This window comes from Bacteroidales bacterium (assembly GCA_014860585.1).
Taxonomy (GTDB): Bacteria; Bacteroidota; Bacteroidia; order Bacteroidales; family 4484-276; genus RZYY01.
On the sequence record JACZJL010000155.1, the window covers coordinates 1 to 11,850 of the forward strand.

An 11,850-nucleotide genomic window follows, 5' to 3' on the forward strand; every position below is an offset into this window, starting at 1 on the left:
TTGAACGGCCTTTTTTATTCTATAGAAAGGTCAATGAAAAAAGTGTTTGATAAAGATGATGCATTGAAACAGGAAAACCTCATTCAGGCTATATCCTTGCGACCTGCAAAGCTTGTGTAAAAATATGTGACTGACCTATGGAGAAAGAACTACTCTGGGAATGAAATTGTGGACTGATGGGAAAACCAACTTGCGGGGTGTGTTGCGCGGATGAGATCAATTAAGATTGGAAATAATGAGAGCTCCTGGAATATTAACACAGACTACAAGGCTTCCCGAAAAAAAGAATGAGGATTTCTGTAGAATTCTCCTCACCGAGATCGTATCAGCAAGAAAACACCCTGAATTTGATTTTCAACGATTTAATTACACCACCCTTCCCACAGCTGCGAAGGACTCTCCAAAGGAGTTCTTTGAACCTTTGGAGGATCCCTTCGGGAAAAAGGAGTAAATCGTTGAAAATCATTGCTCCCGGAATTTATCCTGACACAGTCGGGAGGGTTGGGATCAACATAGGAGTTTCCTTGTTGACACGAATTCAATCACTTTTGATTTTAGTTGCTTAATAAAAGAAAAGGGAACCCTTCAAATGAGGTTCCCTTTTCAAGTATGGCCTGATCTTAATACTATCTGACGATGAGTTTCTCAATAAATTTTGAACTTTCAGTTTCTACCTCGATGAAATAGAACCCTTTATTAAAGTCAGACGTGTTGATTTTCAGAGTATAATCATTAATCTGGCTGTTAAAGATTAACTGTCCCATATTGTTGATGATTTTTACATTCCTGAGCATCGAGCTGGTTGAAATGTTCACTTCATCCGTTGCAGGATTAGGATAAATGGTGACATCATCCATTGAATACAGTTGAATACCGCTGATCAAATCAGTAACTTCCGGGCTGTCGCCTGAATACATATAGAAGTTAATGGCCCTGGTTTGACCGTCAAGTATAACCACATTGTTAACAGTAATGGATTGATATCCAGGGGCGCTGCAAACGATGGTGTAGGTTCCGCCTGGCAGGTTGAGTGTATAATGACTTCCGAAAGGTGTGTTATAGGTTACGGCTCCGTAATCTGTGTTAAGAGCTGAAACCCATGCATTCGGAATTACAAGGTTTGTAACCGCATCCCTGACAAAACCCTGGAGTTTACCTGTAAGTGAACCAATATTTACCTGCATCGGATTAGCAAGTCCGGATTCGCCTTGCTGGTAAACAGCAGTAACAGAATACCAGTAACTTCCAACGGGTACATTGGTGTTGGTGTAAGTTAATACGGTAATCATGTTTGCTATCTTCTGTCCATCACGATACACATTATATCCCAATACATCTTCAGATGTTCCGGCGGGCGCCTGCCAGGTAATCGTAACATTGTTTCCGGTTACATTACACGAAACGTTTTGAGGTGGTTCAAGGTTAACCGGGTTGCCAAAATTAGCTGTATAATCCTCAGTTTCACCATAAGAAAAGTTAGCACAAGGATCGGAAGATGAATTTTGCCAGTTGGCACGGATTCTAATTCGCTTATCACCATAGTAATTCCCGGCGGGGACAGTAAATGTTGTTGTGTAAACCACATTTGCCTGAGCCATCACATAGTTGGTAATTAATCTTTCAGTGGCTTCAAATTCTTTGTTATCATTCAGGTCAATCCATAAACAAGCCTGCTGATTGCTGTAACCGGTTTTCCATTGTACGGTATACGTTTGTCCACCTGCCAGATTAGCAACCATACTGGTGAAATTACCATATCCGCTGGCACTGCAGCCGCTGTTCATATTGTTAATCTGTTCAAGAGCAAAGCCCGTGAAGCCGTCAGCAAAGGAGCAGTTGGCTGTTGGGTAGCAATAATCGGGGAACAAAAGCGAGATCACATCCTGCTGCGTAACACCCAGGTCAGCATTCATTGAAAGGTCAAGGTTGGCAGTGTAACCAGCCGGTACGTTGCCACTAGCCGAAACAGTGAAAGTGCAGTTAGCCGTTGTTCCCGCATTCAGGTTACCCATGTTTTGAGGCTGGCTGGTCAACACTGAAACATAAGGATCGGTGGATGTAAGTGAGCCAATCACATTGTAAGCTGCTGCAGAACCTGTATTTTCGACGGTGATAACCAAAGGAGCTGTTTCGCCTGGATCCAATATTCCATTGCCACCGTCGTTCACGACATATTCTTTGAATTTCAGGTGTGGTGCATGTCCGGTGATGGAGATATAGCTAATCCAGGTATCTGTTCCGTTTGTTGACGTTAGAGTAAATGAAACACTGTGATTGTCCGGGATATTGGCTGAAACGGTGAGGGCGAATGCATTATTAACAGTAACGGTTGCGTTGGGAGCAACGGTTCCGACGAAAGCGTAATTATCAGTAATTGTAACATATTCATCGGCGCTGGTCATTGTTGTTGAAACATTGGTTGCCTGAGCTACACCTACATTTTTCAATGTCATGTCCAGTGTAATACTTTCGCCATAGTCCATTAAACCATTATTATTTCCTGAAGGATCGTGGATAACGTAAGAATCACCAACTACATAAGGTCCGGTTGGCGGAATAATGTCAACATTAGCTTCGTAGCGATAGTAATTCTGTTTGGTAACGGTAACAACCATGGTGTTTGGGGGAAGTTGTGGTTCGATAACGATGTTGTTGGCGCCACCTGCACTTTGTGCAACACCAATGATTTCGCCATTAACTGTAAGCGCGATGTAAGCATCAACAGGAGCAATTACTGTAAAGGACGAGTTTCCGCTGTAAAGAATCGGGTTGTGCGTAACGGCCATGTTCTGTGGAACTTCAGTATAAACCTGCATAAAGGCGCCGCCATGCTGATGGAAAAGGTTGTAAGTAACCTCTTTGTTGTTGGTATTATAGGGCCACTGAGATTGCTGGAGGAAATATTTACCGGCAGCCTGACCAAAAGCCGGAAGGAAATCACGTTCCTGAACAGGTGATCCGTAATCAGGCATGAATTGGGGATACATATTGTCAAACATACCCCAAACAAAAGCGTCATTCACAAAAGAATAGGAAACCTCAGAAGCTGCAATAAGTCCCAAAGCACCTGCATTTAAACCATTGTAGGTATAACGGTGGAATTTTTCGGTGAAACACTCGCCAGACATATTGTACTTACCTGTAAGGCAATTAATCGAAAATACGTAAACCAGTTCGTTATTCTGGTTATTAGTGAGGCTGTTGATATGGCTGCTTTGGAAATCAGGCTCACCCCATCCTTGTTCAAAACCGTGATCACGATGCTGCAGAGCAAACGAGCCGGCATTAATTGAATTTACAACCTGCTGAGCCGTACCACCTGACCATCCACCCAATTCGGCAGGAGATGAAGGGATATAGCCTCTTCCGTTTGGTCCAAAATAGCTGACTACCGTGGCAGTATTGGTGGCTGTCGACCATACAGTTCCGGGTGTACCGCTGTAAATTGCATTAATCCTCACCGGTTGCTTACCCTGAAGGCGCCAGAAGCCCCCGACAACTTCAGAGCAGATCTGGAACCAGCGTTCAGTTTGCCAGCCCAATGCAGTAATAGGAGAGTTGTAGAAGGCTGGGTCTGTTGGGGGATTGTCTTCATAATTCAACATTTTGGAAACCATGGTTTGCAGGTGAGTAGCATTTTGTGCTGTCATCCTGGCAAAGATCATATCAGGCATGGAATTACCGTCAACATCAGAGAAAATGTTATCGGAGGCGCAGTAGCCATCCCAAATTGGTGAAATGATGCTATTGTTGGCGTCAGTTCCATAATCTGCCATCAGTAATACTGCTACAGGAGGAATGTCCCAGTTGTTGTAGGCATTATTAAAATAACTTTCAAGAATAGCTACGGTGCTTCCGCCAATTTCACTCAACGTTTTGATTCCGGTGAGGATGCCCTGTTTTGTGCGCCATTCTTTAATTTGCTCAGCATAAGGCATCCAGATGGGATTGTTAGGAACAACGATCAAATACTCAAAACCAGTGGCATCTGAATTGTTTTGATGTTGTACGCGTGCACTGTAGTCAATTACAGGCAATGAGTTGTAATTGAAAATCGCATCTTCCAGAATTGGGTCGAACCAGCGGCTGCGCAGGCGATCTTCGCCAAACTGACCATTCCCGCCTTCGAATACCACTTCGATGTCAACATCGCGGTAAATGACAAGTTCTTTGGTTACAGGATTGTATTGAAAAGGAGTAACACCAAGGGTTACCACATCCACACCCCTGATCTGGGTAATTTCTGAGAGGATAAAAGGCTCTGCAGGATAATAAGCATTTTCGTTGTAAACACGTTCATGCTTACGATATTGCAAAGGCCCATCTTCGGTATCAAGCGGAATACGGGGTGCAGGGGCAATGTCGATGTTTTTGATGGTTTCTGTACGGTAGCTTTTCACATTGATCCTTGCTGTCGACCCCTGCGGGATGGCAATGTTACGACCAAAACCCGGCAGGTTGGGCATGCCTTCATCATTGGGCAGCAAAACCTGTGGCATAAGAATCTCCTTCATTGATATTCCATCAATTTCCTGATCAACAAATTCGATAGAATTAACTGAAAAATTAACCCTGACGCCGGCAGCAGATTCACTTTTCAGTGTGAGTCCGGCATTTCCCCATGAGTCGTCAAATTGATACATTTGAGCGTTGAGGGCAGCAAACGAGAAGAGTAGTGCAGCGAGTAATGCAAACCTTGCTTGCTTTGCGAAGTTGGTAAATAAATTCATTGTGTAAAAGTTTTAGTTAATAAAAAGTGATTCATTAAAATTCAAGAGAATAGGTGATGAAAAATTTGATATTATTTTTGAGGCGTAAAAATAGATTTTATTTTATTAATAATTCCAAAAAAAATAATTTCGGTTTGAACAAATTAGACGGATTATTCATGGAAACGAAAAAAGACAGGGTGTTACAGGTGCTCAACGAGTTGAACATTAATTTTGAAATTTATCATCACCCGCCCGCTCCAACAATCGAGGAAGCACAAAAATACTGGAAAGGCATCGATTCTGCACACTGTAAAAACATTTTTTTCAGAAATCATAAGGGCAACCGGCACTATCTTGTGATCATCGAGCACACGGCGAACTTAGCCATTCATGATCTTGAAAAGCGACTTAAACAAGGGAAACTTTCATTTGCCTCACCCGAAAGAATGGAGAAATATCTGGGAGTAACTCCGGGTTCAGTTTCTCCATTTGGATTGATTAATGATGCCAACCATCATGTTTACCTTTTTTTGGATGAAAACCTGTTGAAGGCAAAAAAAATCAGCTTTCACCCCAATTTAAATACCTACTCTGTCGTGATAGCTTTTGAGGATTTTCTGCGTTTCCTCAGATGGTCAGGGAATACTTACGAGTTTCTTCAACTGTATGATTAACAGCCCAACATTAAAAATTTAACAATAACTTAATGTACTTTTCTGCTTCAAATCTTAAGATGGAATTAATTTAGCCATTGTTTTAGTCAAAAAAAAATGGAACCATTACAAGTAAAACCAACTGTCATTGAAGTCAAAAAGAAGTTTGAAAATATTGTTGTCAGTTATCTTCAAACAAACACTTTGAATTATAAAGTCATCCCATCGGAAAATCCGAAAAGAATCAAAATTCAGGTTGAAAACCTTGATTCGACCGAGGCCTTCCGGCTTGGTGCCCATGCACAGGTTCAACTTGTGGATGGAGAATACCTTATCTGATCACAAGCTTTTTGGTTTCAAGGAAAGTATCTCCACTTATCCTTACAACATAAACTCCTTTTGAAAATCCTTTCAAATCGAATGTTTGATGAATGATTGTTTGATCTGCATTGATATTTTCATTCAGTATAACCCTGCCGTTTACATCCAAAATATTCATCAAATACTTACCAGCGGGGGCTTCGTATGAAACAGTCACCTCGTTCGAAGCAGGATTGGGGAAGAGCTGCAAAGTTTCCTGAGCCAGACCCGCAGAGTGGTCAGATATTGGTGTGGCCATATCAAAATGAACATCGTCAATAAAAAGGTTATTCCCAATGATGCAGACCGCCTCAAACATAATTCTCACATTCAGATCACCAATCCACGGAGTCACATCAATTTCGAAACAATCTGCGCCATTATCTGTTCCGCACCAGTCTTCAGGTGTGGCAGGGATAAATGCAAATCCAACGGGATCACGGGTCACAAAATTCCCTGTTCCATCGTCGGCCACTGCCAATAACCTTGTCCAGGTTTCGCCACAATCATTCGAAATTTTGACAATCAATGAATCGGTAAACTGGAGATTTACCCTGGCGTATGCGTGTTTGAATTTGAGTTTTGCAGCGCTTTCGGCATTAAATGCAAGCGGGGGGCTGATCAGCCGGTCGCGCTGATTAAAGGCGTAATAGTTATAAAAGTTGATACCTGCGGCTTTTGTTCCATTGCCACTTCCTTCAACATCCCACAAAGACCAGGTTATGGCATTGTCAGGGTTCTCCACCATCCAGCCTTGTTGTGCAAACGAATCCTCTTCAAATGAACCCACAAAATCGACGAAATTGGCTCCCCCGGCCTGGATGTAATTTTGCCTTGACAACTCTGAGTTTCCATTGGCATTTTCAACTGTCAGTTTAACTGAATACGTTGTTGGGGAATTAAATATCACTTCCGGATGTTGGGAAGCAGCAGAAGTTCCATTGACAAATTCAAAGGATGATGGGGTAATTTCCCAGTTCCATGCCATCGGGCAGAGGGTGGATTGATCAATAAATTGTATCACCTTATTGGTGCAGGCCAATGTGTCGCTGGCTGTAAAATTTACGACCGGCAAAACCGAGGTGCTGACCTCAATCAGGTTTTCGAAAACGACTGTATGTTCTCCCCATTGGTTGGTTACTTTAAGCGTGACATCGTAGGTGCCTTCATTTTCGTAAAAAATTCCTGAGGGATTTTGCTCAATGGAAGTAGCGGGCGTTCCACCTTCAAATGTCCATTCCCATGCATCCACATAACAAAGGGACAAATCGTAAAATTCCACACTGCAGTTTTCGGTGATCAGTTGTGTTGAAACGGAAAAATTGGCGATTGGTGGTTTTTGAAAGTTTACTTCGAACGAAATGGTCTCGCCAATCATCCCGATATTGAAAATGTCAATACCACCCGGAAGGTCGTTGGACAGGAAGCACGCAGGGTTGGTATTGTCATTGAATGCAGTTCGTCCGAAATCTTCGGCAAAAGCAGCTTGCGGTAGGGTGCCGTTCACGTAATTGGTTCCGTTGGGCCTGTAAACATACAATTCATCTGGTGGCCCCTGGGCATTTCCCTGACCGTGCATCGTGGCATCCACCCGATAAATCAGCAATCCGGAAGTCGGCAGGGTACTTTCAAAAACACCTTGTTTCAACCGGTATTCGAGCACAAAATAATCTGTGGTTGAATTTGGTGAAGCAATTTTATAGCAGTTGTTCTGATCGGAGGCCACAGGTTCAAGGGTATAAACCCCACATTCGGTGATTTCAGGGATATCATCAATCCAATGACCATAACGAAATTTCATGTAAGCCCCCATTGATTGAGGCGGATTATTGTTTTGTGCCATCACGTCCCACGCGCCAACGGGTGTGACCGGTTGGGTAGTGTAATGATAAAGGTCGGGAGCGCCAAGAGAATGGAACATCTCGTGCACGAGCACCCCGGTACCGCTACCTGTCAGACTGGTTTCGAGTTGAAAGTTGTAATCCCATACCCGTTTGCCATTGATAAACGCAGATTCGCTGTAAAGCACCCATCGGTGCGGCCACAATAACGTTGACCATGCGGTGGTTCCTCCTCTTATAATGAACACGACGTTATCAACGTAGCCATCGTTGTTGTAATCAATATTCAGGTCAGATGGCACTTCGGAGGCAATGGCTTCAACTGCTCTTTTCAACAGTTTGTGTTCACGCGTCCTGCGTTCATCATCACCCTGATAACCCTGCGTATTGGTACCGGGATCGTAGGGCATGAAATAAGCGCGTGGATAAGTATCCTGATAAGAGATTACCGTATTTTGAGGTGGTACAGGATAAAAATGAGAAGGCATGAAAAGTGTTTCGTACGATACTGCCTCAAAGTAATTGTACATCGAACTGTACCCGGGCGATGTGTTATTGAACATATTGAAGTAATAGGTTGTGTCGTTGGTGAATTCCTGTTGATCGCTGAAACGGATGTAAACCACCAGGTTGTTGAAGGTACCGGTATTGTCGCGGTTTGCAGGATTATCAAAGCCTTGTATCACTTCCGGAACAGGCATCTGATGGGTAAGAAAATCTGAACGGCGTTTATGCATGGCCTCAACAGGGATATTTAGCCAGGGTTGTAATCCGGAATCTGACGGATTGACTTTTCCTACGATAAAATTTGTAGTAATCAGTTCATCATTTTGCAAATCAGCAAAAACATAATATCCGGTCTGGTGGTCTTTGATAATTGTAAAACCGTTTTCGTCGTGAAGCCAATTGTAGAATTCATCACCTGTTGCGTAACAATTGATGATTGTTCCGTCAGGTTGTTCAATTGTTTGAGGTTCAAAATTAAGCCAGGCAGCCTGAAGGGTTGAAATTTGAGCGACAAGAAGCAGTGCAAGCAGCAGAATTCCGGATCGTTTCATGATACAAAATGTTGATTAAGTTATGATTTCTAAGAAATTTGCCAAAAATATAATTTTTTGTTGATTTTCATATCCACCAAAATCAAATGCACGATCACTAAATCATGGGGAGTTGGAGATTCAGGGATGATTTCAATTCTGCTCATTTCCCCAACTTTGAAATTTCAGTATTTTTGTTCACTCAAAAAATCACCAGATGGATCGGGTTACCCTGTTTGTGAATGTATTGTTGCCATTGCCGGTTCCCGGAACATTCACCTACAGGATTCCCTTTGAGTTAAACGACGAGATTCAACCAGGTAAGCGCGTGGTGGTGCAATTTGGAAAAACAAAGCTTTACACAGGTCTTATCAAAACCGTTCACCAAAATGTACCTCAAAATTATACCCCAAAATACATCCTCTCTGTCCTTGATCCCATTCCACTGATCAATCCGTTGCAGTTCAAATTCTGGGATTGGATCGCAGATTATTACTTATGTCATCCCGGGGAAGTGATGAATGCAGCTTTGCCATCGGCTTTGAAATTGGCCAGCGAAACCCGCATCGTTCAACATCCTGACTTCAATGGCGATGTTTCTCAGTTGAATGAAAAAGAGTATCTGGTCGCCGAGGCGATCGATATACAAAAATCGTTGACCATCTCCGAAGTATCGCGGATTGTTGAATTTCAAAAGGTGATCCCGCTGATTAAAAACCTGATTGAAAAAAAGGTGGTGTTGCCCGAAGAAGAAATAAAAGACCGGTTCAGGCCAAAACTTGAAACTTACGTCCGGTTAGCAAAAGAATACCGGGATGAAGCAAAACTCAGGGCATTGTTTGATGACCTCGAAAAACGCGCTTATAAGCAGTTGGAACTGATGATGACTTTTCACCGGCTCATCGGCGAATTGGGTGATGAAAAGGAAATGGTAAAACGTTCCGAACTTCTTACCGCTGCCAATGCTGCACCACAACAAATTTCGGCGCTCGAGAAAAAAGGCGTCTTCGAGATCATCGAAAAGGTAAGCAGTCGTCTCGAGTCTTTCGATCCGACAAGTTCGGTAAAAAGTATTGAATTGACCGAAAAACAACAGGAAGCATTTGACCAGATCAAAAAGTCATTTGAGACAAAGCCTGTGACAGTTCTGCACGGCGTAACCTCAAGCGGAAAGACCGAGATTTACATCCGCCTGATTGATGAAATGATCAAAAGCGGCCGGCAGGTACTTTTTCTTTTGCCTGAAATTGCCCTTACCACGCAGATCATCAACCGGATGCGGAAATATTTTGGCGATCGTGTGGGTGTTTATCATTCAAAATACAGCATGTTTGAGCGGGTGGAAATCTGGAATAAAGTAAACCAGCATAAAGAACTCGTGGGAGAAAATGCTGAAAAATACCAGATCGTCCTTGGTGCGCGATCGGCACTTTTTCTCCCTTTCAGCAATTTGGGGCTTGTGATTGTGGACGAGGAGCACGACACTTCGTACAAGCAATATTCTCCGGCGCCGCGCTACCTCGCACGCGATGCCGCCATTGTTCTTGCGCAGATGCACGGCGCCAGAACATTGTTGGGATCGGCAACTCCTTCCGTTGAAAGTTACTATAATGCAAAAATGCAAAAATATGGACTGGTTGAACTCAACGAGAGGTTTGGAGGGATGGAGTTGCCGGAAATCCTGATTGCCGACCTGAAAATGGAAACCCGGCGCAAGACAATGAAATCACATTTCAGTTCGCTACTGATCCAGCATATCGAAGAGGCATTGGAGAAGAAGGAACAGGTCATCCTTTTTCAGAACCGGCGGGGGTTTTCGCTGCGGGTTGAATGTGAGTCGTGCAACTGGATGCCCTCCTGTAAAAACTGCGATGTCACATTGATTTATCATAAGCACAATAACCAGTTGAAGTGTCATTATTGCGGGTACTCCACCCCGGTTCCGGCACGCTGTCCGGAATGCGGTCACACGGGGTTGCACATGAAAGGATTTGGCACCGAAAAGGTAGAAGATGATCTGGGCATTATTTTCCCAAAAGCCACCATCATGCGGATGGATCTGGATACCACACGATCAAAAACATCTTACCAGAAAATCATCAGCGATTTTGAAGAACGCCGGATTGATGTGCTGGTGGGTACGCAAATGGTGACTAAAGGGTTAGATTTCGACAATGTGAGTATTGTGGGTGTCCTTAACGCCGACAACCTGATCAGCTATCCCGATTTCAGGTCATTTGAGCGAAGCTACCAGTTGATGGCGCAGGTAAGCGGAAGGGCAGGACGAAAGTTCAAACGCGGAAAAGTGATCATACAAACCTATAAGCCCAATCATGAAGTCATCCAATACGTGATTGCCAACCGGTTCGACCTGATGTTCAGAAGCCAGATTATGGAGCGTCGAAATTTCAAGTACCCTCCGTTCTACAGGTTGATCGAACTACAGTTGCAGCACAAAGAGGAAGGGACTGTAAGCGCAGCAGCCACCGAACTTGCCGCCATGCTGAAAGCAAAACTTGGCAGCCGTGTGATCGGCCCGGAGTTTCCCATCGTTTCGAGAATCAAAGGTTTGTATCTGAAAAATATCCTGATCAAACTGGAACGCACCACCGAAACCAACCGGTTGAAACAGGAACTGAAAGAAATCCTCAACCTTTTTGAAGCCGGCAGCAAATTCAAATCAGCCCGTGTAGTGGTGGATGTTGACCCGGTGTAACTTGAACGCGAAGAAGTGTGACTTTTGACCCCCCTGCCCCCTAAAGGGGGAATATCGTGGATAACACCCCCCAGCCCCCTAAAGGGGGAGTGTTCTCTCTTCGGATGTCTCGTCCGGAAATCACTTTTCAAATTCTAAAATATTTTCTCCTGTAAAATTATTTTGATTAGATTTTAGTCAATTTTCTGCCGACAAGATAAGTATTTAATTGATCACCTCAATAACCTTATTACCTTATTTTCATAGGCCTACCAAAAGGAATAAGGTAACAAAAATCCCGGGTTATCCCATTTTTACTAAGGTTGGGGAAAGGGATAAGGTTTTATAGAACCCATTAACCCTGACAGGCATACGCGTCAACTTAAGATTAGATGAGTTTGTAAGTCAATAATATTGATACGTTTTCGTTTATCATAAGCACTATATTTGACAATAATATCGAGTAATTTGTTGTTGTCAACACTATTAACAAGCCCTGATAGCAGACTTTCAATTTTCTCCTGATTGTTGATCATGTAGGTAATAAACTTC

The 11,850-nt window shown here is 43.2% G+C and carries 6 protein-coding genes; 4 read left to right on the forward strand and 2 right to left on the reverse strand.

The window, feature by feature from the left end:
- Window positions 1–235: 235 nt before the first annotated feature.
- Window positions 236–451: a hypothetical protein gene (locus IH598_15655; GenBank protein ID MBE0639953.1), complete on the forward strand. Its 216-nt coding sequence runs from the start codon at window positions 236–238 to the stop codon at window positions 449–451.
- A 175-nt stretch (window positions 452–626) separates the two neighbouring features.
- Here IH598_15655 and IH598_15660 read toward each other — a convergent pair whose 3' ends face one another.
- Window positions 627–4,730 (reverse strand): T9SS type A sorting domain-containing protein, encoded by a 4,104-nt coding sequence (locus tag IH598_15660; protein MBE0639954.1) that lies wholly within the window; start codon window positions 4,728–4,730, stop codon window positions 627–629.
- Between the two features lie 158 nt (window positions 4,731–4,888).
- Between IH598_15660 and IH598_15665 the strand changes: the two genes are divergently transcribed.
- Window positions 4,889–5,386 (forward strand): prolyl-tRNA synthetase associated domain-containing protein, encoded by a 498-nt coding sequence (locus tag IH598_15665; protein MBE0639955.1) that lies wholly within the window; start codon window positions 4,889–4,891, stop codon window positions 5,384–5,386.
- A 96-nt stretch (window positions 5,387–5,482) separates the two neighbouring features.
- Window positions 5,483–5,704, forward strand: coding sequence for a hypothetical protein (locus tag IH598_15670; GenBank protein MBE0639956.1), 222 nt, complete (start codon window positions 5,483–5,485; stop codon window positions 5,702–5,704).
- On the opposite strand, the gene IH598_15675 is transcribed toward IH598_15670, so the two are convergent.
- Window positions 5,697–8,624: a M6 family metalloprotease domain-containing protein gene (locus tag IH598_15675; GenBank protein MBE0639957.1), complete on the reverse strand. Its 2,928-nt coding sequence runs from the start codon at window positions 8,622–8,624 to the stop codon at window positions 5,697–5,699. The genes IH598_15670 and IH598_15675 overlap by 8 nt on opposite strands.
- 196 nt (window positions 8,625–8,820) lie before the next feature.
- Here IH598_15675 and priA point away from each other — a divergent pair, with 196 nt between their 5' ends.
- On the forward strand, window positions 8,821–11,319 hold the full coding sequence (gene priA / locus IH598_15680; GenBank protein MBE0639958.1) for a primosomal protein N': 2,499 nt from the start codon (window positions 8,821–8,823) through the stop codon (window positions 11,317–11,319).
- Window positions 11,320–11,850: the final 531 nt, after the last annotated feature.

Excerpts from the sequence above, each read along its gene's own strand:
- IH598_15670 (MBE0639956.1), top strand. The coding sequence starts at position 5,483 with ATGGAACCATTACAAGTAAAACCAACTGTCATTGAAGTCAAAAAGAAG.
- priA (MBE0639958.1), top strand. The coding sequence starts at position 8,821 with ATGGATCGGGTTACCCTGTTTGTGAATGTATTGTTGCCATTGCCGGTT.
- IH598_15665 (MBE0639955.1), top strand. The coding sequence starts at position 4,889 with ATGGAAACGAAAAAAGACAGGGTGTTACAGGTGCTCAACGAGTTGAAC.
- IH598_15675 (MBE0639957.1), bottom strand. The coding sequence starts at position 8,624 with ATGAAACGATCCGGAATTCTGCTGCTTGCACTGCTTCTTGTCGCTCAA.
- IH598_15655 (MBE0639953.1), top strand. The coding sequence starts at position 236 with ATGAGAGCTCCTGGAATATTAACACAGACTACAAGGCTTCCCGAAAAA.
- IH598_15660 (MBE0639954.1), bottom strand. The coding sequence starts at position 4,730 with ATGAATTTATTTACCAACTTCGCAAAGCAAGCAAGGTTTGCATTACTC.